Annotated in this window: 23 protein-coding genes; 16 read left to right on the top strand and 7 right to left on the bottom strand. The window is 64.3% G+C overall.

Annotation, left to right across the window (positions count from 1 at the left end; genetic code table 11):
* Positions 1-14: 14 nt before the first annotated feature.
* A complete protein-coding gene (locus tag IAG25_RS41530; RefSeq protein WP_255503957.1) occupies positions 15-149 on the bottom strand; it encodes a hypothetical protein in 135 nt (44 codons plus the stop codon).
* On the opposite strand from IAG25_RS41530, the gene IAG25_RS27140 reads away from it, so the two are divergent.
* Entirely contained in the window at positions 127-618 is a 492-nt protein-coding gene (locus IAG25_RS27140; RefSeq protein WP_187607572.1) for a hypothetical protein, read from the top strand. The genes IAG25_RS41530 and IAG25_RS27140 overlap by 23 nt on opposite strands.
* 410 nt (positions 619-1,028) lie before the next feature.
* Positions 1,029-1,649 (top strand): isochorismatase family cysteine hydrolase, encoded by a 621-nt coding sequence (locus IAG25_RS27135; protein WP_187607571.1) that lies wholly within the window; start codon positions 1,029-1,031, stop codon positions 1,647-1,649.
* Between the two features lie 7 nt (positions 1,650-1,656).
* Here the strand turns inward: IAG25_RS27135 and IAG25_RS27130 are convergent, their stop codons facing one another.
* From IAG25_RS27130 to IAG25_RS27120, 3 genes are read right to left on the bottom strand one after another with little or no spacing between them, the layout of a single operon-like run.
* Positions 1,657-2,043, bottom strand: coding sequence for a hypothetical protein (locus tag IAG25_RS27130; RefSeq protein WP_187607570.1), 387 nt, complete (start codon positions 2,041-2,043; stop codon positions 1,657-1,659).
* Between the two features lie 17 nt (positions 2,044-2,060).
* Entirely contained in the window at positions 2,061-2,621 is a 561-nt protein-coding gene (gene bamE / locus IAG25_RS27125) for an outer membrane protein assembly factor BamE domain-containing protein (RefSeq protein WP_187607569.1), read from the bottom strand.
* A 27-nt stretch (positions 2,622-2,648) separates the two neighbouring features.
* Complete coding sequence (locus IAG25_RS27120) at positions 2,649-3,599, bottom strand: peptidoglycan DD-metalloendopeptidase family protein (protein ID WP_187607568.1); 951 nt, start codon at positions 3,597-3,599, stop codon at positions 2,649-2,651.
* Positions 3,600-4,105: 506 nt separating this feature from the next.
* On the opposite strand from IAG25_RS27120, the gene IAG25_RS27115 reads away from it, so the two are divergent.
* The gene (locus IAG25_RS27115; protein ID WP_187607625.1) at positions 4,106-4,357 is read left to right on the top strand and encodes a GlsB/YeaQ/YmgE family stress response membrane protein; all 252 of its coding nucleotides are present in this window, start codon (positions 4,106-4,108) and stop codon (positions 4,355-4,357) included.
* 59 nt (positions 4,358-4,416) lie between these two features.
* On the opposite strand, the gene IAG25_RS27110 is transcribed toward IAG25_RS27115, so the two are convergent.
* Positions 4,417-5,076 (bottom strand): DedA family protein, encoded by a 660-nt coding sequence (locus tag IAG25_RS27110; protein ID WP_187607567.1) that lies wholly within the window; start codon positions 5,074-5,076, stop codon positions 4,417-4,419.
* A 211-nt stretch (positions 5,077-5,287) separates the two neighbouring features.
* Here IAG25_RS27110 and mutL point away from each other — a divergent pair, with 211 nt between their 5' ends.
* On the top strand, positions 5,288-7,240 hold the full coding sequence (gene mutL, locus IAG25_RS27105) for a DNA mismatch repair endonuclease MutL (RefSeq protein ID WP_187607566.1): 1,953 nt from the start codon (positions 5,288-5,290) through the stop codon (positions 7,238-7,240).
* Entirely contained in the window at positions 7,237-8,184 is a 948-nt protein-coding gene (gene miaA, locus IAG25_RS27100; RefSeq protein WP_187607565.1) for a tRNA (adenosine(37)-N6)-dimethylallyltransferase MiaA, read from the top strand. Before mutL ends, miaA begins: the two co-directional genes overlap by 4 nt.
* Positions 8,185-8,246: 62 nt before the next feature.
* Here miaA and purM read toward each other — a convergent pair whose 3' ends face one another.
* Positions 8,247-9,302 carry a phosphoribosylformylglycinamidine cyclo-ligase gene (gene purM, locus IAG25_RS27095; RefSeq protein WP_187607564.1) on the bottom strand — a complete coding sequence of 352 codons (1,056 nt, stop codon included), beginning with the start codon at positions 9,300-9,302 and terminating at the stop codon, positions 8,247-8,249.
* Between the two features lie 249 nt (positions 9,303-9,551).
* On the opposite strand from purM, the gene hda reads away from it, so the two are divergent.
* From hda to IAG25_RS27060, 7 genes are all read left to right on the top strand, one after another.
* Positions 9,552-10,346: a DnaA regulatory inactivator Hda gene (hda, locus tag IAG25_RS27090; RefSeq protein WP_187607563.1), complete on the top strand. Its 795-nt coding sequence runs from the start codon at positions 9,552-9,554 to the stop codon at positions 10,344-10,346.
* A gap of 11 nt (positions 10,347-10,357) precedes the next feature.
* Positions 10,358-11,044 (top strand): HAD family hydrolase, encoded by a 687-nt coding sequence (locus IAG25_RS27085; RefSeq protein ID WP_187607562.1) that lies wholly within the window; start codon positions 10,358-10,360, stop codon positions 11,042-11,044.
* Positions 11,037-12,617, top strand: a complete 1,581-nt coding sequence (pcnB, locus tag IAG25_RS27080; RefSeq protein WP_035497794.1) for a polynucleotide adenylyltransferase PcnB — start codon at positions 11,037-11,039, stop codon at positions 12,615-12,617. The genes IAG25_RS27085 and pcnB overlap by 8 nt, the downstream gene beginning before the upstream one ends.
* A gap of 78 nt (positions 12,618-12,695) precedes the next feature.
* On the top strand, positions 12,696-13,253 hold the full coding sequence (gene folK / locus IAG25_RS27075) for a 2-amino-4-hydroxy-6-hydroxymethyldihydropteridine diphosphokinase (protein ID WP_187607561.1): 558 nt from the start codon (positions 12,696-12,698) through the stop codon (positions 13,251-13,253).
* Positions 13,250-13,930 (top strand): deoxynucleoside kinase, encoded by a 681-nt coding sequence (locus tag IAG25_RS27070; protein ID WP_035497792.1) that lies wholly within the window; start codon positions 13,250-13,252, stop codon positions 13,928-13,930. The genes folK and IAG25_RS27070 overlap by 4 nt, the downstream gene beginning before the upstream one ends.
* A 47-nt stretch (positions 13,931-13,977) precedes the next feature.
* The gene (gene panB, locus IAG25_RS27065) at positions 13,978-14,793 is read left to right on the top strand and encodes a 3-methyl-2-oxobutanoate hydroxymethyltransferase (protein ID WP_035497791.1); all 816 of its coding nucleotides are present in this window, start codon (positions 13,978-13,980) and stop codon (positions 14,791-14,793) included.
* A gap of 98 nt (positions 14,794-14,891) precedes the next feature.
* On the top strand, positions 14,892-15,191 hold the full coding sequence (locus tag IAG25_RS27060; protein ID WP_187607560.1) for a hypothetical protein: 300 nt from the start codon (positions 14,892-14,894) through the stop codon (positions 15,189-15,191).
* A gap of 12 nt (positions 15,192-15,203) precedes the next feature.
* On the opposite strand, the gene IAG25_RS27055 is transcribed toward IAG25_RS27060, so the two are convergent.
* Complete coding sequence (locus IAG25_RS27055; RefSeq protein ID WP_187607624.1) at positions 15,204-16,133, bottom strand: CopD family protein; 930 nt, start codon at positions 16,131-16,133, stop codon at positions 15,204-15,206.
* A 463-nt stretch (positions 16,134-16,596) separates the two neighbouring features.
* Here IAG25_RS27055 and IAG25_RS27050 point away from each other — a divergent pair, with 463 nt between their 5' ends.
* From IAG25_RS27050 to IAG25_RS27035, 4 genes are all read left to right on the top strand, one after another.
* Entirely contained in the window at positions 16,597-17,343 is a 747-nt protein-coding gene (locus IAG25_RS27050) for a c-type cytochrome (RefSeq protein ID WP_035497789.1), read from the top strand.
* A 21-nt stretch (positions 17,344-17,364) separates the two neighbouring features.
* Complete coding sequence (locus IAG25_RS27045; RefSeq protein ID WP_035497788.1) at positions 17,365-18,663, top strand: c-type cytochrome; 1,299 nt, start codon at positions 17,365-17,367, stop codon at positions 18,661-18,663.
* Positions 18,664-18,763: 100 nt separating this feature from the next.
* Positions 18,764-19,384: a PAQR family membrane homeostasis protein TrhA gene (gene trhA, locus IAG25_RS27040; RefSeq protein WP_187607559.1), complete on the top strand. Its 621-nt coding sequence runs from the start codon at positions 18,764-18,766 to the stop codon at positions 19,382-19,384.
* A 238-nt stretch (positions 19,385-19,622) separates the two neighbouring features.
* Positions 19,623-21,158, top strand: a complete 1,536-nt coding sequence (locus IAG25_RS27035) for a DEAD/DEAH box helicase (RefSeq protein ID WP_187607558.1) — start codon at positions 19,623-19,625, stop codon at positions 21,156-21,158.
* The last annotated feature ends 1 nt before the right edge of the window (position 21,159 follow it).

The following is a 21,159-nucleotide window of genomic DNA, read 5'->3' as shown; positions in this document are numbered from 1 at the left end:
GCCTTAAGACAGAGCTAATTTTCCGGTGCGATGATGCTTTCCACGCCAAACGCATCCAGCAAATACAGCGTCCCGGCGCAGCAGACTGCGCCGGCCCGCGCGAACACCTCTTTCGGGAGCCCTGCCGTGAAGAAGAAATCGACAAACATGAAATCCGCCCGTCCCGCGATGTCACCGCTCTTGCGCGCGTTGACGTACAGCCGCGCGGCGCGCGAACCGATGATCGATGCGATGCTGCTGCGTTGCTATGCGGCGCTCGACGCGTTCGATCGCGGGCACGGCTCGCAGCCGCTCTTCATGACGTTGTGCCGTCATATGCTGGTCGCGGAGGAGCTTTGCCAGCTCGGCCACGCGCCGGAGTTCGAAGACGACATCACGCTCGCGCACGAGGCGCTGGTCGAACTGGATGCGCGTCATTCCGCCGACGGCGCGTGGACGCTCAACGCCGATGAACACGCGCGCCTGTGCGCCGCGCTCGACGTCTTGGCGGAGCAACTCGAAGTCGCGACGCTCGAGCACATCGCTCAGGCCGAAGCGCGCATGGTCACGCAATCGCTCGTCGCGGCGAACATGCGTTCGGACATCGGGCACGCGCAGGCGGTGTCGTCGGCGGGCTGAATATCGCGGCGGGATCAGTACTTTCCCTCAATGTGCTTATCAATTGCGGATGTGTTTGCAACCGTACATTCTTAGGAATGGCGCTTGGCAATACTTATTCCAGCGCACGGGGGGAAGCAGCAAAACGCGCTGAGAGACCGACGAACAGGATGGGCGGCACTCGACCGGGTGACGGGTAAAAGCGAAGCGCGAGAACAAAAAACCAAAGCGCGAGTTTTTATCGACGACGCGGCGAGTAGCAGGCGAAAGAGGCCAGCGCCCCAACAAAGAAGCTCAAAAGCCGGCAGCCGCCGGCTTTTTCTTTTGCGGTATCCGTGGTGTCGCACGGTTTCGGATTTCGTCGCGATGCGCGCGTAACATGAGACGGCGCGCGTTCGCGCGCTTCTCACTGTTGCGAGCGGAGACAGACGATGAGCGCCTATCCGAAGGACCGCACGGCTCTGCTGTTCGTAGACCCCTATAACGACTTTCTCGCCGATGGCGGCAAGCTCTGGCCACGCGTCGCGCAGACGCGCAATGCGGCGCATCTGCATGAAAACCTGAAGCGCGTGACGTCGGCGGTGCGCGCGCTCGGGCTGCCCGTGTTCATCGTGCCGCATCGCCGTTTCGAGCCGGGCGACATCGATACGTGGACGCATCCGACGCCGTATCTGCAGACGGCGGCGAAGTCGCTCATCTTCGGCAAAGGCACATGGGGCGGCGAATGGTTTCCCGACTTCGCGCCGCATCCGGGCGACACGATCGTCAAGGAACACTGGATGAGCAGCGGCTTCGCCAACACCGACCTCGATTTCCTGCTGAAGCAGCGCGGCGTGTCGCACGTGATTCTGATCGGGCTGGTCGCGAACACGTGCATCGAAGCGACAGGACGTTTCGCCGCCGAGCTCGGCTATCACGTGACGCTCGTGCGCGACGCGACCGCCGCCTTCTCCGACGAAGCGCTGCATGCCGCGCATGAGATCAACGCGCGCACTTATGCGCACGCACTGCTGACGACGGATGAACTGGTGGCGGCGCTGAACGGCGTCTGAGAAGCGCTCAGCGGAAGTCCGCGAAAAGGCTTTCGGCGCATTCGACGCACCAGTGACGCGACGCCTTGTCGGGGAGCGCGTCCCACACGTGACCGTATGCGCATGTCCAGCGCAATGGCGTCGCGGCATCGACATAGCGGCGCGAGAGCAACGCGCCGCCGCGCACCTGCGCCACTTCGCGCAGGCGCTTCGTCTCCCGTTCGAGCCGCTCGGCCGTGCAATTCATGCAGCGCACGTTCTGCGCGACGCCGACCGTCCTGTCCCAGCGATGCCCACGGTCGCACTCCCAGCGAGTGAGCGCTTTTTCGCCGGAATCGCGCAGCATCTGATCGCGATAACGCGACGCCTCGTCCATCAGACGAAGGCGCGTGTTGCAGATGACGTAATCGCTCATCGTTCTCGTGCTTGGTGTCAGCGCTGGCCGCCGCGGATCGCTTCGGATCGCGAGGTCGTCACGACGATGCCGTCAGGACCGAAGTGCGCGTTGAACATCGCGTCCTGATTCACGCCGTCTTCGAGCCAGTGCCAGCTCCAGACGCGCTCCTTCTTCAGGCGATATTCCGCGATCTCGGTCGGCTTGCCGAGCAGTCTTCGCACTTCGTCCATCGTCATGCCGGGCCGCACCTTCGCGAAGTTCTCCGCGGTCAGCACCTGCGTCACGGAGACGAAGAGGCCGTCCGAATCGATATCGACCATATAGGTGCTGGTTCCCGCCGGACCGCGCGGATATTCCAGGCGCTTGCTGCCGTCGGTGAAGGCGCGCTCGGTTTCAGGCTCGCCCATCTGATCGCGGATCTGCGCCTCGGTCGTGACGCCGGGCTGCAGGTTCTTGAGCAGCAGGTTATCCGGCTTCACTGCATTGAAAAATGCCTTGAGCTTGTTCAACCCTTCCTCGCTCTGCTGCTGATCGCATCCCGAAAGAAGCGATGTCAACGAAGCCGCGGCCAGCGCGGCGATTACGATCTTCTTCACCTTCTATCCCCTTCCTGCCGCGCCGGATCAGCCACCCGCCGCGCCGAGCAGCGGCATCGGATCGACGGCCGCACCCGACTTTCTCACTTCGAAATGCAACGACGGCGTGCCGCTCGGTCCCGTGCCCATGTCCGCGATGGTGGCGCCCTGCTTCACGGTGTCGCCTTCCTTCACGAGCAGTTTCTCGTTGTACGCGTAGGCGGTCAGATAGTCGTTGCCATGCTTGACGATGATCATGCGCCCATAGGAACGCAAGCCGCTGCCCGCGTACACCACCTTGCCCGACGCCGCCGCCTTGACCGGCTGTCCGACCTTGCCCTCGATATCGATGCCCTTGTTGCCGCTCGCGCCGAACTTGCGCACGACGTCGCCGTGGACGGGCCACACAAAGGTGCCCTTCGGCGCGGTCGCGGTGACGGCGGATGGACGCTCTTCGTTCGCCGCAGCGGGCTTTTCGGCAGCGGACTTCTGCGCCGCCGATTTCTCCGGTGTCGATTTCTCCGGAGTCGGCAAAAGCGGCGGCTGCGCCGTCTTCGACGTGGCCGCCGATGCGCCCGTGGTCGCCGAAGCCATCGTCGATGCGCCCGGCGGCGCGACACGCAACACCTGCCCGACGTTCACCTGCCTGCTTTCCGGCAGCGTGTTCCACTTGGCGAGATCGGCGGGCTTCTGCTTGAAGTTGCGGGAAATGCCATAGAGCGTGTCGCCCGGTTTCACGCGATAGAAGCCCGGCTCGACCGGCGCGGCAACCGTGGGCCCGAGCGGCACGACCGGTGCGGGCGTCACGCCGGGCGACGTGCCCTGCACGACCGGCGGCGCGCTCAGCGCCGAATTTTCGCTGATCGGCGCGGGCGTGCGCGGCGTCGACGTGCAGCCCGCCAATCCCGCTGCCATCCCCGCCACGAGCGCCAGGCCCGCGATCGCCCCGCGCGAATCGGCTACGAAACCTTCCTTGTGCATCACCACCAGCTTTCTCATGCTTGTCGTCTTGAACTATTTCAACTTGCCGGTTGCGCTCGTCGGCGCGGCGTTTTCGTTACGCGCAGACGCTTATCGCCACCCCGTACACCGCTGTTCCGCCGCATCGGAGAATGCCACAGCCGGACGCCAGCGCCATGAATGCAAGCGCGATCCACAGTCCGGACATCGCGCGCATCCGCTCACCACCCACACCTCTCAAATACCGTAGAAACACGATCCCGCCAGCATAAAACATTACAGAAGCAAATTCGCCACAGTGACCTAAACGACACACCCAGCAAAATGGCCAACCAAACGCTTTGGCATTCTAAATTTTTGACGTAAATGGCCGCGTTCATGCGTCGCCGGTCGTCCGGTTCATCGACGCTCGCCCAGATTGACAATCCTTGACATTTGACGGGCCACTGTCACGGACATTTCCGCTACATTGCCCGCGCCCGGATGCGGGTTTCGACTGCATCCCGCAACCATCAATTCGACAGGAGTCTCAACTCATGCAAATCATGCAACACGGAATCATCCTTAGTCTGATCATCGGCGGCGTCGCTGGCTGGCTCGCCGGTCTCATCATGAACGGCACGGGCTTCGGCGTGATCGTGGATATTCTCGTCGGCATCGTCGGCGGCGTGATCGGCGGATGGATCTTCGACAAGCTCGGCCTCTCGTTCGGCGGCGGCATCCTCGGTACGCTGATCACGGGCGTGGTCGGCGCGGTGGTGCTGCTTTTCATCATCCGCCTGTTCCGCCGCGCCTGACGCGGCTGCGCAGCGCCCGCGAGGCCGGCATTCGCCGGTCTCGCGGAACTCCCTCAAGCTCAAGCCTTGGAATTGCGGCGGCTCATCTTCCAGAGCGCGCCGATCGCGACCGGCACGACGGCTGCACCAATCCCCACCAGCACGATCACGTTCAGATACTGCTTGATGAACGGAATGTTGCCGAAGAAATAGCCGAGCAGCACCAGCAGCAGCACCCAGATCAGCGCGCCCAAAATATTGAAAAACTGAAAGCGCGCGTGACTCATCGACGAAACGCCCGCGACGAATGGCGCAAAGGTCCGCACGACCGGCACGAAACGCGCAATCACGATCGTCTTGCCGCCGTGCTTCTCATAGAAGTTATGCGTCTTCTGCAGCGCGGCCCGGTCGAGGAAACGCTCCAGCACGGGAATGTTCGTGTCGAAGACTTTCGGCCCGATGGCGCGGCCGATCCAGTAATTCACCGTGTTGCCCGTCACCGCCGCGATGAGCAGCAGCACGATCAGCGCGACCAGATCCATCTCGTGCGACGCCGCGAACGCTCCGCCAATGAACAGCAGCGAATCGCCCGGCAGGAACGGAAACACAACGAGCCCGGTTTCGCAGAACACGATCAGAAACAGCACCGCGTAGACCCAAGCGCCGTAATTCTGGATAAAGACACCAAGCGACTTGTCGATGTGAAGGATGAGTCCCAGGAATTGCAGCAACGTATCCAAAAATCTTTCCTCAAAAAGTTGAGCCGGCGCCGAAAAAGCGGCGCATCGGCATCGAAAGCGGGAGTCGCGCCATGATACCGAACCGGTACGTCGGGCCGGTTAAAAAACCGTAGCGCGGCGTGATCGTGCGGTGCGTTGGCGGGCATGGACGGCCAGTCCGGGACGAAATGGACGAAACGGCCGAAACGATGCGAATCGTTATAATTTCGCCATGTCCGAGCTCAACGAAACTTCCGCTGGCGATTTGACCGCCGACGGCGCGCGCCGTTCGCGTGCCATCGCCCCGCTGCCCGACCAGCTCATCAGCCAGATCGCCGCGGGCGAGGTGGTGGAACGGCCGGCGTCGGTCGTCAAGGAATTGCTGGAAAACGCGCTCGACGCGGGCGCGACGACATTGCGCATCACGCTCGACGAAGGCGGCGTGAAACGCATCATGATCACCGACGACGGCAGCGGCATTCCGCCGAACGAGCTTCCGCTCGCGCTGATGCGCCACGCGACGAGCAAGATCCGCTCGCTCGCCGAACTGGAAGCCGTCGCGACGCTGGGGTTTCGCGGGGAAGCGATCGCATCGATCGCATCGGTTGCCGAACTGTTCATCACGAGCCGCACCGATAGCTGCCCGCACGCCACGCGCATCGACGCGCAGACGGGCGCGATCTCGCCGGCTGCCGGCACCGTCGGCACGACGATGGAAGTGCGCGAGCTGTACTTCAACACGCCCGCGCGCCGCAAGTTCCTGAAGAGCGAGCAGACCGAGCTCGGGCATTGTCTCGACGTGATCCGCCGCACGGCGCTCGCGCGGCCCGACGTCGCGATTTCGGTGATGCATAACGGCAAGGCCGTCGAGCACTGGAACGCGAGCGATCCGCACACGCGCGTCGCGAAGATTCTCGGCGAGGTGTTCGAAACCGCGCATCTGCCGCTCGACGAGCGCGCCGGGCCGCTCGCCGTCTACGGCTGCGCGGGCCTGCCGACCGCGAGCCGCGGCCGCGCCGACCAGCAGTATTTCTTCGTGAACGGCCGCTTCGTGCGCGACAAGCTGCTCACGCATGCGGTGCGCGCCGCGTATGAGGACGTGTTGCACGGCAATCGCTATCCGGCGTACGTGCTGTTCCTCGATCTGCCGCCCGAATCCGTCGATGTGAACGTGCATCCGTCGAAGATCGAAGTGCGCTTTCGCGATTCGCGCTCGATTCACCAGTACGTCTTTCACGCCGTGCAACGCGCACTTGCGCGGCACGCGGGCGCTTCGCCGGAGACCACTTCCGGCGGCCACGCGGCGCAGTTGCAGCCGACCGGCCCAGCGTCGTTCAGCGCGAAGCCATTCGCGGGCGCGCCGGACACGCTCAATCTGAAAAGCGAGAACGGCACGAACTGGATGCGCCAGTCGCGCATGACGCAGGGCACGTTGCCGGTCGCGCAGCCGCTCGCGCTGTATGACGCGCTCTTTGGGCGCAAGGACATCGGCGCGGGCACGCCGAACGCGACGACTGCCATCGACACGCCTTATCCGGGCGTGGACGAGCGGCCATCGGCGCCGGTCATCGCAAACGACAGCGCGCTCGATCACGCCGGCGAACAGCCGCTCGGATTCGCCGTCGGCCAGATTCACGGCATCTACGTGCTGGCGCAAAACGCGCGCGGTCTCGTGATCGTCGATATGCACGCGGCGCACGAGCGCATTCTCTATGAGCAGTTCAAGCACGCGCTCGCCGATCGCGCGATCGCGGTGCAGCCGCTCCTGATTCCCGTGTCGATGACGGCGGAACCGGTCGAGATCGGCATCGTCGAGGAAGAGCGCGACACGCTCGATGCGCTCGGCTTCGATCTCGCGGTGCTGTCGCCGACGTCGATCGCGATCCGCGCGGTGCCCGCGTTGCTGAAGGACGCCGATCTGCAATCGCTCGCGCGCGCCGTGCTCGCCGACCTGCAGGCCTATGGCGGATCGCGCGTGCTCACCGAGCGTCAACACGAATTGCTGGGCACGCTCGCGTGCCACAACGCGGTGCGCGCGAATCGCCGGCTCACGCTCGACGAGATGAACGCGCTCCTGCGCCAGATGGAAGCGACCGAGCGCGCCGATCAGTGCAATCACGGCCGGCCGACGTGGTTTCAGCTCACGCTCGCCGATCTCGACCGTCTTTTCATGCGCGGACAATGAGCGATACCGCTTTGCGTGTGGCCTGTCTGCTCGGGCCGACTGCATCGGGAAAAACGGCGGCGGCGCTCGCTTTCGCGGCGCGGCATCCGGTCGAGATCGTCAGTGTGGATTCGGCGCTCGTCTATCGCGAGATGGATATCGGCACGGCGAAGCCCGACGCGGTGGAGCGCGCGGCGGCGCCGCATCATCTGATCGACATCATCGATCCCGCCGAGACTTATTCCGCCGCGCAGTTTCGCGCGGATGCCTTGCGGCTCGTCGGCGAGATCGTCGCGCGGGGGAATGTGCCGTTACTGGTCGGCGGCACGATGCTGTACTACAAGGCGCTGACGCAAGGTCTCAACGATCTTCCCACCGCCGATGCCGACGTGCGCGCCACGCTCGACGCCGATGCCGCACGCGACGGCTGGCCCGCGCTGCACGCGCGGCTCGCAACCGTCGATCCGCAAACGGCCGCGCGGCTCGCGCCGAACGACTCGCAGCGCATTCAGCGCGCGCTCGAAATCTTCATGCTGACCGGACAGCCGATGTCCACGCTCCTCGCCGCACCACGCACCCAGCATGTGGATGCGCCGTATCGCTTCGTGCCGATCGCACTGGAGCCGTCCGATCGCGCGGTGCTGCATGCGCGTATCGCCGCGCGCTTCGATGCGATGCTCGCGCGAGGTTTCATCGACGAAGTGAGACGGCTGCGCGCGCGCGGCGATCTCGATCTGTCGATGCCGTCGATGCGCTGCGTCGGTTATCGGCAAGCGTGGGAATACCTCGACGGCGCGACCGGCTACGACGAGATGCGCGACAAGGGCATCTTCGCGACGCGGCAGTTGTGCAAGCGTCAGTTGACGTGGTTGAGGGCGATGCCGGAGCGTGTCGTCGTGGATTGCTGCGCGGAGGATGCGACGGAACGGGCGGTGGAGGCGGTGGAGCGGATATCGCGAACGTAGGCTTCAAAAGCAAAAAACCCTCGCACATAGCGAGGGTTTTTTGTCAGCGCAAGCCGGCGATATCACACCACCACCGTCTGCGCCTCCCCTTCCTTGCTCTCGCGCACGACGCCGATCTGCCACACCTGCTCACCCGCGGCGGAAAGCAAACCGGTCGCCGCCTGCGCATCTTCCGCCGCGACGATCACAGCCATGCCGATACCGCAATTGAACACGCGATGCATCTCCGCGTCCGCGACGCCGCCGTGCTTCTGCAGCCACGCGAACAGCGGCGGCAACGGCCACGCGCGATGATCCAGCTCCGCCGTGAGCCCGTCACGCAACACGCGCGGAATGTTCTCGACCAGACCGCCGCCCGTGATATGCGCCATGCCCTTCACGGTCACGCTTTGCATCGCCGAAAGCAGCGGCTTCACGTAGATGCGCGTGGGCGCCATCAGCGCGTCGGCGAGCGAGCGGCCGTCGAAGTCGGCGTTCAGATCGGGATTCGCGCGCTCGATGATCTTGCGCACCAGCGAATAACCGTTCGAATGAATCCCGCTCGAAGCCAGCCCGAGCACGACGTCGCCCGGCTTGATCGTGCTGCCGTCGATGATCTTGCTCTTTTCCACCGCGCCGACCGCGAAGCCCGCGAGGTCGTATTCGCCATCGGGATACATGCCCGGCATTTCCGCCGTCTCGCCGCCGATCAGCGCGCAGCCCGCCAGCTCGCAACCGGTGGCGATGCCCTTCACGACGTCCGCAGCGGTGTCGACGTCGAGCTTGCCGCACGCGAAGTAATCAAGGAAGAAGAGCGGCTCGGCGCCCTGCACGAGGATGTCGTTCACGCTCATCGCGACGAGATCCTGGCCGACGGTGTCATGCCGGTTCAGCGTGAACGCGAGGCGCAGCTTCGTGCCGACGCCGTCCGTGCCCGACACGAGCACCGGCTCCTTGTACTTCTTCGGCACTTCGAAGAGCGCGCCGAATCCGCCGATGCCGCCCAGCACGCCGTCACGCAATGTTTTCTTGGCAAACGGCTTGATCCGGTCGACGAGCGCGTCGCCCGCGTCGATGTCCACGCCCGCGTCGCGATACGACAAACCCTGGGCGTCCGCAGCGGATTTCGGTTGATTCATGGGGAGGAAGCGAGAAGGTCGGTAAAATGCGATTTTACCCGATGATGACCCGACGACGGTCGGCAGACTGGATTTTCCCGCGTTCGCCAGAAATCGCGAAGGCGCTCTTTTCGAGATCGGACGCGGTCTCCAAGGCGCCCGAACCATTGGCGCACAGGGCGCTCCGCTGCGGCTTTGCGCGTATACCCGCAGCTCATCCGGCCGTTTTTAAGACATGCCCGACTCAAGGCCCGACGACACCGATCTCCCGTGCAACGCCAACTGACGCTCGATCTGGGCACGCCGCCGCCCGCTACCTTCGACAATTTTTTCGCCGCCGGCAATCACGAACTGATCGCGCGGCTGCGTGAGCTCGAAGGCGCACTCGCGGCTGGACCGGTCGCCGACCGCACGTTCTACGTGTGGGGCGAGCCGGGCAGCGGCCGCAGCCACCTGCTGCAGGCGCTGACCTACGAAGCGAACGGCCTCGCGCGCTATCTGGGCCCGCAAAGCGCGCTCAACGCATTCGGTTTCGATCCGCAAGTCACGCTCTATGCCGTCGACGATTGCGACCGCCTGTCGGCCGCGCAGCAGATCGCGCTCTTCAATCTCTTCAACGAAGTGCGCGCGCATCCGACGAGCGCGCTCGTCGCGACCGGCAACGACGCGCCGCTCGCGCTCACCGTGCGCGAAGACCTGCGCACGCGGCTCGGCTGGGGTCTCGTGTTCCATCTGCAGCCGCTTTCCGACGAAGCAAAGGTCTCCGTGCTGAAGCACGCGGCGCGCGAACGCGGCATCGTGCTTGCCGAGGACGTGCCCGGCTATCTGCTCACGCATTTCCGGCGCGACATGCCGAGCCTCATGGCCCTGCTCGACGAACTCGACCGCTTCTCTCTTGAGCAAAAGCGCGCGGTGACGCGTCCGCTCCTGCGCACGATGCTCCAGCAAACCGGCCGCGCCGCGCCGCTCGTTCCGGTGTCCGCGCAAGAACGCGCACCCGGCGATCCGGCCGCCCCCGATTCCGGCCCGGCCGCGCCGGACAACGCCCCGACCCGCTTCAAGTAAAATGCGCACCCATGAACCTCGCCCTCTTTGATCTCGACCACACGCTCATCCCCACCGACAGCGACCACGAATGGGGCCGCTTCATGGTGAAACTGGGCATCGTCGAAGCGGAATCCTTCGCGCGTCAGAACGATGCCTTCTACGCCGATTACAAGGCGGGCGTGCTCGACATCAACGCATATCTGCACGCGATGCTCGCACCGCTCGCCAAGTACTCGCGCGAGCAACTCACCGACTGGCACGCGCAGTTCATGCGCGAGGTGATCAATCCGCGCATCGTGCCGGCCGCCGTCACGCTGGTGCGCGAGCATCAGGACAACGGCGATCTCTGCTGCCTCGTCACGGCGACCAACGCGTTCATCACCGCGCCGATCGCGGAAGCCTTCGGCATCGAAACGTTGATCGCATGCGAAGTGGAAACCGTGGACGACCATCCGCACGGCGCGCTCACCGGCCGGCCCACCGGCACGCCGAGTTATCGCGAAGGCAAGATCGTGCGGGTCGAGCAATGGCTCGAATCCATCGGCAAGAAGCTTTCCGATTTCAAGCACAGCTATTTCTACAGCGATTCGCACAACGACATCCCGCTGCTGGAACGCGTCACCGATCCTGTCGCGACCAATCCCGACGACACCCTGCGCGCGCATGCGCAAGCCAAAGGCTGGCGCATCCTGAACCTGTTCGACACACGTGATTAAAAAACTTATCCGCAAGCTGTTCGGGCAAGATAGCGCCGACTCCAACGAAAGCGCAGCAAACGACATCCCGGCTGATTCGCCCGACGCCAAGCCCGCTCGCAAGAGCACGCGCAAGAAGGCCGCCGCGCCCGTGAAGCGCGACCCGAACGTGCCGGTCATCCTGTCGTCGGACATTCACGGCATCGATCCGTCGCTGATCTCGAAGAACGCGGTCCGCGTGACCGATGGCCTGCAGCACGCGGGACATCGCGCGTTCATCGTCGGCGGCGCGGTGCGCGATCTGCTGCTCGGCGTCGCGCCGAAAGACTTCGACGTCGCCACCGATGCCACGCCCGATCAGGTGCAGAAGCTCTTTCGCCGCGCGCGCATCATCGGGCGGCGTTTTCAGATCGTGCATGTGCAGTTCGGCCAGGAGATCATCGAGACATCGACGTTTCGCGCATTGATGGACGTCCCGCCCGAACCGGCTTCGGAACCGCCGCGACGGCTCAGGCGCGGCGAGCTCGATGGCCGCACGCATGCCGTCGATGCGAGCGGCCGCGTGTTGCGCGACAACGTCTGGGGCGAGCAGCACGAAGACGCCACGCGCCGCGACTTCACCATCAACGCGATGTACTACGATCCGGCCACGCAGACCGTGCTGGACTATCACGACGGCATGGCCGACATCCGCGCGCGCCTGTTGCGCATGATCGGCGATCCGGCCACGCGTTATCGCGAAGATCCGGTGCGCATGCTACGCGTCGTGCGTTTCGCGGCGAAGCTCGGCTTCGAGATCGACGAAGCCACGCGCGCGCCGATCAAGGATCTCGCCGATCTGATGAACAACGTGCCGGCCGCGCGTCTCTTCGACGAAATGCTGAAGCTGCTGCTCTCCGGTCATGCGCTCGCATGTCTCACGCGTCTGCGTCAGGAAGGCCTGCATCACGGCGTGCTGCCGCTGCTCGATGTCGTGCTCGAACAGCCGCACGGCGAGAAGTTCGTCACGCTCGCGCTCACGAGCACCGACGAGCGCGTGCGCGCGGGCAAGCCCGTTTCGCCGGGCTTTCTCTTCGCCACGCTCCTGTGGCACGACGTGCAGACGCGCTGGCAGCAATACACCGCGAACGGCGAATATCCGGTGCCCGCATTGCATCGCGCGATGGACGATGTCCTCGACATGCAGACCGAGAAACTCGCGATTCACAAGCGCTACTCGTCGGACATGCGCGAGATCTGGAGTCTTCAGCATCGGCTGGAAAAGCGCGGCCGCAGCGCGCTCAAGCTGCTGGAACACCAAAGATTCAGAGCGGGGTATGATTTCCTGCTACTGCGATGCGAATCGGGCGAGCTCGATGCGGCCATCGGCCAGTGGTGGAGCGACTTCATCGACGCCGATCATGCCGAGCGCGAAACGCTGCTGTCGCAAGGCGGCAAGGAGCGCAGCAGCGGCCCGAAGAAGCGGCGTCGTCGCAGCAACGCGAAACGTCGCCCGGGCGAGCCGGGTGCGCCCGATGATCAGGCCGCACAAGGAAACGATGGCGACGCGATCCCGAGTGCGGCCAACAAGCACGAAGGCGCCGACAACGAGTAACGCCGGTTTTGGTTACAGTAGCGAAGAGCGATCCTGCTTTCCCGCTTTTCGCTGTGACCCACGCGTAGGACTTCTGCCATGACGATTGCTTATCTGGGCCTGGGGGCGAATCTCGGCGATGCGCGCCAGACCCTGAAAGACGCAGTCGTGTGTCTCGCCCAGCAGCACACGATCACCGTGCTCGCGAAATCGAGCGTCTATCGCACCGCGCCGGTCGATGCATCGGGCGACGACTACTTCAATTGCGTCGTCAAGCTCGAGACGAGCCTCGCCGCGCGATCGCTTCTGCGTCTGTGTCATCACATCGAGGAGCAGTTCGGGCGCGAGCGTCCGTATCGCAATGCGCCGCGCACGCTCGATCTGGACATCTTGCTGTACGGCGCATCGAGCATCGACGAAGCGGATCTCGTCGTGCCGCATCCGCGCATGACCGAGCGCGCTTTCGTGCTCGTACCGCTCGTCGAGCTCGAGCCGGATCTCATTCTTCCCCAGCGCGGCCGCGCCGATGCGTTCATCGCGGGCGTCACCGATCAGCGCATCGAAAAAGTCGCGACGTGCCAGTGCATCGTCGGTGCGAATCCGCGTGACACCGATGCAGCCGCCACCCCTTCCAACGACAAGACAGACTGCCGATGAGCGTTCCGCCACTCACCGTGACCGCGCCGCAACTGCGGCCGCCGCATCGTTATATCGCGATCGAAGGGCCGATCGGCGTCGGCAAGACGACGCTCGCTACGCTGCTCGCCGAACGCTGGTCGATGCGCACGCTCTTCGAGCGCCCGCAGGACAATCCGTTTCTCGAACGCTTCTATCGCGACACCACGCGTCACGCGCTCGCCACGCAGTTGAGCTTCGCGTTGCAGCGCGCATCGCAGACACAGGAAGCCGCCGATATCGTGACGAGCGGCGCCGCGCTGATGACCGACTTTCTCACGCAGAAGAGCGAGCTCTTCGCGCGTCTCACGTTGCCCGACGACGAGTTTCAGCTATACAGGGATGTTGCCTCGCGCATACATTCGAGCGGGCCCGCGCCCGATCTCGTCGTCTATCTGCAGGCGAGCCCGGAAGTGCTCTTCTCGCGCATCCAGAAACGCGCGTTGCCGATGGAGCTGCAAATCTCCGATTCGTATCTGCGCGCGCTCTGCGATGCGTATAACGACTTCTTCTATCACTATGACGCGACGCCGTTGCTCACGGTGAACGCGGAGCATCTGAACCCGCTTGCATCGGATGACGATCTCGCGCTTCTCGTCGAGCGCATCGAATCGATGCGCGGACGCAAGGAATTCTTTGTCAAAGGCGTATCGGTCTGAGCGCGTCGCGCAGCCACCCTCTTTAGCGACTCTATAGTGAAACGATCATGACGTATCTGCAGGAAACGAATCGCTCGACGATCACCGTACCCAAGCTCCAAACCATGCGCGAGACCGGCGAACGCATCGCGATGCTCACGTGCTACGACGCGAGCTTCGGCGCGCTGCTCGAACGCGCGGGCGTCGACGTCATGTTGATCGGCGATTCGCTCGGCAATGTACTGCAAGGGCACAGCACGACGCTGCCCGTCACGCTCGCCGACATCGCGTATCACACGGCATCGGTCGCGCGCGGCAACCGGAGCGCGCTCATCGTCGCGGACATGCCGTTCGGCACGATCGGCTCGAAGGAAGATGCCTACGCGAACGCCGTGCAACTTATGCGCGCGGGCGCGCAGATGGTGAAGATCGAAGGCGGCGAGTGGCTCGCGGACACCGTGCGCTTTCTGGTCGAGCGGTCGATTCCGGTGTGCGGGCACGTCGGGCTCACGCCGCAATCGGTGCACGCGTTCGGCGGCTTCAAGGTGCAGGGCAAGTCCGAAGCGGCCGCCGAGCAGATGAAGCGCGACGCCATCGCGCTGCAGGACGCGGGCGCGCAACTGATCGTGATCGAAGCGGTGCCTACGCTGCTCGCGCGCGACGTCACAGAGGCGCTCGCGATTCCGACCATCGGTATCGGTGCGGGTATCGACTGCTCGGGACAAGTGCTCGTGCTGCACGACATGCTCGGCATCTTCCACGGCAAGCGGCCGCGCTTCGTCAAGGATTTCATGCAAGGCCAGTCGAGCATTTTCGCGGCGGTCGAAGCGTATGTGCGCGCCGTGAAGGACGGCACCTTCCCGGGCCCCGAGCATACGTTCTGAGCGATGCCGCGCGCCCACGATCTGCGTTTTTTCGTACATACTGCCAAGCTTCCTGCGCGTACCCTTGCCAATAGTCACTAAAAAGAGCGAGAACGATCATGTGGCACGTCCTTCCCGATGAATACGTCAGAGCCCAACTGGCCGTGGGCTCACTCGTCGCGCTGGGCGTGGCGCGTGTGGTGGCGGCGGGAATCGGGGCGCAGCATAACTGGCGCATCGCGGCGGTGACGCGCTGGTTCATCGGCGCGGCGATCGTGTTCTGCCTGCCGCAGTTGCTCGAAGTGATCTTCTTCGCGGACTCGCATACGGCGTTGGTCGAGCTGCAAGGCAAGATCATCGGCTGCGCGGTGGCGCTCTTTTGCGCGCCGATCGTCTCTCACAAACTCGGCTACGAATAAGCGCGCGCGCTTTCAGCCCGCGAGCGCCGATCCCGGCACGCTGTGCGACAGCACGGCCGCTGCCACGAAAACCCCGGCCATCATCACGGCTTCGATGCGCATCACGTTGATGACCGTGTGGGCGTCCATCGTCGATGCCGAGCGTTGCAGACGCGGCAACGCCGACCATCGATTCAGCGCGCCGAACGCGAGCGCCGCTGCGACCAGCGCGAGTTTGACGATCAACACGTGACCCCAGACGCTTGCGGTGAGCGCCGCGAGCGAACCGCCGACGCCGCGCCACCCGTTGAACACGCCCGTCAGGACGACGAGCGCGACCGCGATCGACGCCGCTTTCGACATACGTGCGACCGTGCGAATCAGGACCGCGCGCGCCACCGACGTATCGAGCGCCGGCAACACGAACGCACCCGCGATGACGATGCCGCCCCACGCCGCCGTCGCGAGCAGATGCAGCGTTTGCACGCCTTCCGCGAGAGAAAACGCGCCTGCATCGGCGGCGTGACCGATCGCCGACTTGCCCGCCGCGACGATCAGCGCTGCAAGCACTGCCGTTCCGATCCGCGCCATCGATAGCGAAGCGCCGCTCGCCGCGAGCAACAAAAGCACGCTGCCCACGAGCGCGACCGACCAGCCGATGCCCGCGTGCGTGCCCGTCGCGACGAGCCACAACGACGCGCCCGCTTGCGGAATCGGCGCGCCGCTCATCGCCGCCGATTGCAGCCATAGCGAGACGAAGCTGCACAAAATCAGCACGATCGCGGCGATCGGACCGCCGCGCGCGGCACGCCGCCAGCCATGCCGCGCAGGCGACACGGCTGCGAACGCCTGTTCGCGCGACAGCCAGCCATTCAGCAGCAATGCGCCGAGCGCGCAGGCAAAGGCGAGATCGGCGAGCGCCGCGAAGGCCGTCTGAGCAAGCCAGAGAGGATCGTCGTTCATCATGCGGAAGCGGTCGCGGTGCGAGCGGGCATCGCCGAAAGGAAGCTCATCGAAGGAAGTCTGCGGAGTCTAAACGAACGTCCACGGTGCAGCACAGCATCGAACGTCGTCGAAACGCCTTGAATTTTTGCCGGGGGCTTCCGAAACTGCATGAAGCACATCGATCAGGCGGCTCCCGCGTCGAGTCGAATATTTGTCGAAACGCAATGGACGATTCGTGCCTATTAAGTTCGTCGCGGGCGGTCAAGAGCCGCGCGGCATATTGTCGCGAATGCGCTGCAGCGGGACTTAGAGCGAGATTGTGTCAAATAGTCATCATCATGCATCGATGATAGAATTCCGCGTCGCATCAGAGGCTCGTCGAGCCGCTGTGGCCGTGGTCCGCCACCCACCGCCCCCTGCGTGGCCGTGGTTCGCCACCTTCGCACCGAGCCGCACGAAGCTCGGCAGGTCCCCGAATTTCATGGAGTGTCGCGTGTTTTCAAGACGCATTTTTCGTCCGCTGCTCGCTATGGCTTTTGCCTCGGCTCTGGTAGGCAGCGCTGGCGTTTTCAGCTCCGCCGCGCAGGCGCAGAACCAGCCGATCGCACCGGACACGATGGCCGCGCGCGTGCAAGGCTGTACGGCGTGCCACGGCGTTCATGGTGAAGGCACGGACAACGACTACTTCCCGCGTCTTGCCGGCAAGCCTGCCGACTATCTGTACAACCAGCTCCAGAATTTCCGCGAAGGCCGGCGCAAGTACCCGCCGATGAACTACCTCGTCACGTATCTCTCGGACGATTACCTTCATCAGATCGCGACGTACTTCTCGAATCAGCGTCCGCCGTATCCGCCGCCCGCCAAGACGAACGTCTCCTCGACGACGCTCGCGCGCGGCCAGCAGATCGTGCTGAACGGCGATGCATCGAAAAACATTCCCGCGTGCGCGGCTTGCCACGGCAAGGGCCTGACCGGCATGCAGCCGGCCATTCCGGGTCTCGTCGGCCTGCATTCGGACTACATCAGCGCGCAAGTCGGCGCATGGAAGTCGGGCACGCGTCACGCGAAGGCGCCCGATTGCATGCAGCAAATCGCCTCGCGCCTGACGGATGACGACGTGACCGCCGTCGCCGCATGGCTGTCCACGCAAACCGCACCCGCCAACCCGGTGCCCGCGCCTGCTGGCTCGTTGAAGATGCCGCTCAAGTGCGGCAGCGAACTGCAATAAGGCGTCTGGAGCGACAACATAATGAAACGCAAGTCCCTGTTCGCACTTTCCTCGGCTGTCGTGGTGGCAGCCGTCGCAGCCGCCGCCGTTCTCTGGTCGGGCGGCGACAATCTGCATTCGGGCGGCGCCATCGCGGCGACGCCGGCCGACAAGGCCGCGCTCATCAAGCAAGGTGAATACCTCGCGCGCGCCGGCGACTGTATCGCGTGCCACACGGTGCGCGGCGGCAAGCAATTCGCGGGCGGCCTGCCGATGGCCACGCCGTTCGGCACGATGTTCACGCCGAACATCACGCCTGACGACCAATACGGCATCGGCAAGTGGACCTCCGACGACTTCTATCGCGCGATGCACACGGGCCGTTCGAAGGACGGCAGCCTGCTCTATCCCGGCTTCCCGTTCACGAGCTACACGAAGGTCACGCGCGCCGATTCCGACGCGATCTATGCGTACCTGCGTTCCGTGACGCCCGTTTCCGAGCCGAGCCGTCCGCATGAACTGCGCTTCCCGTTCAATAACCGCAACCTGCTGATCGGCTGGCGCACCCTCTTCTTCAGCGAAGGCGAGTACAAGCCGGATCCGACCAAATCGGTCGAATGGAACCGCGGCGCGTATCTGGTCGAAGGCCTCGGCCATTGCGCGATGTGCCACACGTCGATCAACGCGATGGGCGGCCCGGTCAGCTCGGCGGCCTTCGCCGGCGGCCTGATCCCGCTGCAGAACTGGTATGCGCCGTCGCTCACGTCGAACAAGGAAGCGGGCCTCGGCGACTGGGACCTGAAGGACATCAACGATCTGCTGAAGACCGGCGTGTCGCAACGCGGCGCGGTGTTCGGCCCGATGGCCGAAGTGGTCCACAACAGCCTGCAGTACATGACCGACGCGGACGTCAACGCGATCTCGACCTATCTCAAGTCGATCCCGCAGAAGAAGGAAGCGCCGGAAGTCATGCAGCTCGAGACGTCCGAGAAGTTCGGCGGCGAGTTGCTCACGCTGGGCAAGAAGGTCTACACCGAGAACTGCGCGAAGTGCCATCAGGAAACCGGTCTTGGCAAGCCGCCGGCGTATCCGCCGCTCGCCAACAACCAGTCGATCCAGATGCCGTCGGCCGTCAACCCGATCCGCATGACGCTGAACGGCGGTTATCCGCCGAGCACGGAAGGCAATCCGATGCCGCACGGCATGCCGCCTTTCGCGCAGTCGCTGTCGGATACGGAAGTGGCCGCGGTCGTGACGTACATCCGTATGTCGTGGGGCAACCACGGCACGCCGGTGTCGCCGCAGCAGGTGAGCAACCTGCGTTCGGCACCGCTCGACTGAGGTCCGCGGCGGCCATTCGCCAATAGAGCGTACAATACGCATTTGGGGCGCAGCCTTCGTAGTTGGGGCCGCGCCCCTTGTCTTTTGGCGGATCCAATTCATGCACGCAGGCGAGCGTTTCAACAGCATCAGCCATCTGATCGGCGCGCTGCTGTCGGTGGCGGGTCTGGCAACGCTCGTGACAATGGGCGCACTGGACGGCGACGCCTACAAGGTCGTCAGTTTCGCGGTGTATGGCGCGATGCTCTGCGCGCTCTACATCATCTCGACGCTGTATCACTGCGTGCGCACGCCGCGCATGAAAGCGATACTGCAAAAGTGCGATCACTCGGCCATCTACTTGTTGATAGCCGGCAGCTACACGCCGTATACACTAGTGACCTTGCGTGGTCCCTGGGGCTGGTCCCTCTTCGGCGTGAGCTGGGGACTTGCGGTGCTCGGCATCACGCAGGAACTGACGCTCGGGCGCCGAACCCGCAGCGTATCGATGGTGCTGTACGTGCTGATGGGATGGCTCGCGCTCGTAGCCATTCATCCGCTCGTGACGGCGCTGCCGCCCGCGGGAACCGCGTGGCTGGTGGCGGGCGGGGTCGTGTACACCGCGGGCATCTGGTTTTTCATCAACGACGAGCGCATTCGGCACGGACACGGAATCTGGCATCTGTTCGTGCTCGCAGGCAGCCTGTGTCAGTTTGTGAGCGTCGCGCGCTACGTCGCGTGAGCATCGGCTGAAACGGGCGCCGCCGCGTCGAAGTGTCCATCGATGCAACTTAGCGCCAGATGATGTGTCTTGATAGCACGTCGAACCTCGCGGCAACGTCCGGCGATCGCTGATCGCCCATGGCCCGCCGCCCGATTTTTCTTCGAGCGATGCACATGCGCTCTGCCGGCCGAACCATGATTCGCCGCAGCCTGATTCGCATGCGCGTCGCTCGACACAACGAATAAGTATCCAATTTATGTCTTTTGATTCACTCGGTCTGTCGGAACCTCTGCTTCGCGCCGTCAACGAACTCGGCTATTCCAGTCCCACTCCCATCCAGCTCCAGGCGATTCCCGCCGTTCTGAAAGGCGGCGACCTGCTCGCGGGCGCGCAAACCGGCACGGGCAAGACCGCCGGCTTCACGCTGCCGATCCTGCAACGCCTGTCGCAACTCGCGCCCGCCTCGGGCGGCGCGAAACGCCCGGTGCGCGCGCTGATCCTCACGCCGACGCGCGAACTCGCCGCGCAGGTCGAGGAAAGCGTCCGCGCGTACGGCAAGTACCTGAAGCTCAAGTCCACTGTGATGTTCGGCGGCGTCGGCATCAATCCGCAGATCGACGCGCTGCGCCGTGGGGTCGATATCGTCGTCGCGACGCCGGGACGTCTGCTCGATCACATGCAGCAAAAGACGATCGACGTTTCGCAACTCGAAATTCTCGTACTCGACGAAGCCGATCGCATGCTCGACATGGGCTTCATCCACGACATCAAGCGCGTGCTCGCGCGTCTGCCAGCGAAGCGTCAGAATCTGCTGTTCTCGGCCACGTTCTCCGACGAGATCAAGGCGCTCGCCGACAGCCTGCTCGATTCGCCCGCGCTCATCGAAGTCGCGCGGCGCAATACGACGGCCGAAAAGGTCGAGCAGAAGATTTATCCGGTCGATCGCGATCGCAAGCGCGAACTGCTCACGCATCTGATTCGCGGCAACAACTGGTTTCAGGTGCTCGTCTTCACGCGCACGAAGCACGGCGCGAACCGCCTTGCCGAGCAATTGACGCGCGACGGCATCAGCGCGCTTGCGATTCACGGCAACAAGAGCCAGTCGGCACGCACGCGCGCGCTCGCCGAATTCAAGGATCAGACGCTGCAGGTGCTGGTCGCGACCGATATCGCGGCGCGCGGCATCGACATCGATCAACTGCCGCATGTCGTCAACTTCGATCTGCCGAACGTGCCGGAAGACTACGTGCATCGCATCGGCCGCACGGGTCGCGCAGGCGCGGAAGGCGAAGCGGTATCGCTGGTGTGCGTGGACGAGCATCAGTTGCTGAAGGACATCGAGCGCCTCATCAAGCGGCCGATTCCGAGCGAGGTGATCCCCGGCTTCGAACCCGATCCGACCGCGAAGCCGGAGCCGATCCAGCGCCGTAGTCAGGGCCGCGGCCAGGGACAAGGTCAGGGTCAGGGGCGTCAGAATCCGCGTAACGGCGAGGCACGTCCGAACGGTGAAGCGCGACGCAGTGGCGAGCCGCGCCGCGAAGGCGGCCGTCCGACCGGAGAGGCCCGCGGCGCGCGGCCGGCGAAGGCAAACAATGGCAGCGCTCAGCCTTCACGCGAAGCGCGCAATCAAAGTAAGCAAAGCAAGCCGGGCGCAAACGCGGGCCCGGCTCCGCGACGTCAGGAACCGGTGCAGACCGGTCATGCCGCGAATTCGCGCAAGCCGTCGGGCAATCCCGGCGCGCTGCTCAGCGGCCGACGCGATGCGTTGCGATCGGGCGATCGCAGTCGTTAAA

Origin of the sequence: Caballeronia sp. EK, from assembly GCF_014384845.1 — a bacterium.
Classification (GTDB): domain Bacteria; phylum Pseudomonadota; class Gammaproteobacteria; order Burkholderiales; family Burkholderiaceae; genus Caballeronia; species Caballeronia jiangsuensis.
This window is presented reverse-complemented; position numbering and strand designations above follow the sequence as displayed.

Coding starts and splice junctions, on each gene's coding strand:
- IAG25_RS27115 (WP_187607625.1), top strand. CDS start 4,106: ATGCAACACGGAATCATCCTTAGTCTGATCATCGGCGGCGTCGCTGGC.
- IAG25_RS27050 (WP_035497789.1), top strand. CDS start 16,597: ATGGAGTGTCGCGTGTTTTCAAGACGCATTTTTCGTCCGCTGCTCGCT.
- IAG25_RS27085 (WP_187607562.1), top strand. CDS start 10,358: ATGAACCTCGCCCTCTTTGATCTCGACCACACGCTCATCCCCACCGAC.
- IAG25_RS27120 (WP_187607568.1), bottom strand. CDS start 3,599: ATGAGAAAGCTGGTGGTGATGCACAAGGAAGGTTTCGTAGCCGATTCG.
- IAG25_RS27035 (WP_187607558.1), top strand. CDS start 19,623: ATGTCTTTTGATTCACTCGGTCTGTCGGAACCTCTGCTTCGCGCCGTC.
- folK (WP_187607561.1), top strand. CDS start 12,696: ATGACGATTGCTTATCTGGGCCTGGGGGCGAATCTCGGCGATGCGCGC.
- IAG25_RS27135 (WP_187607571.1), top strand. CDS start 1,029: ATGAGCGCCTATCCGAAGGACCGCACGGCTCTGCTGTTCGTAGACCCC.
- mutL (WP_187607566.1), top strand. CDS start 5,288: ATGTCCGAGCTCAACGAAACTTCCGCTGGCGATTTGACCGCCGACGGC.
- IAG25_RS27045 (WP_035497788.1), top strand. CDS start 17,365: ATGAAACGCAAGTCCCTGTTCGCACTTTCCTCGGCTGTCGTGGTGGCA.
- IAG25_RS27070 (WP_035497792.1), top strand. CDS start 13,250: ATGAGCGTTCCGCCACTCACCGTGACCGCGCCGCAACTGCGGCCGCCG.
- IAG25_RS27055 (WP_187607624.1), bottom strand. CDS start 16,133: ATGAACGACGATCCTCTCTGGCTTGCTCAGACGGCCTTCGCGGCGCTC.
- purM (WP_187607564.1), bottom strand. CDS start 9,302: ATGAATCAACCGAAATCCGCTGCGGACGCCCAGGGTTTGTCGTATCGC.
- miaA (WP_187607565.1), top strand. CDS start 7,237: ATGAGCGATACCGCTTTGCGTGTGGCCTGTCTGCTCGGGCCGACTGCA.
- trhA (WP_187607559.1), top strand. CDS start 18,764: ATGCACGCAGGCGAGCGTTTCAACAGCATCAGCCATCTGATCGGCGCG.
- panB (WP_035497791.1), top strand. CDS start 13,978: ATGACGTATCTGCAGGAAACGAATCGCTCGACGATCACCGTACCCAAG.
- IAG25_RS41530 (WP_255503957.1), bottom strand. CDS start 149: ATGTTTGTCGATTTCTTCTTCACGGCAGGGCTCCCGAAAGAGGTGTTC.
- IAG25_RS27130 (WP_187607570.1), bottom strand. CDS start 2,043: ATGAGCGATTACGTCATCTGCAACACGCGCCTTCGTCTGATGGACGAG.
- IAG25_RS27060 (WP_187607560.1), top strand. CDS start 14,892: ATGTGGCACGTCCTTCCCGATGAATACGTCAGAGCCCAACTGGCCGTG.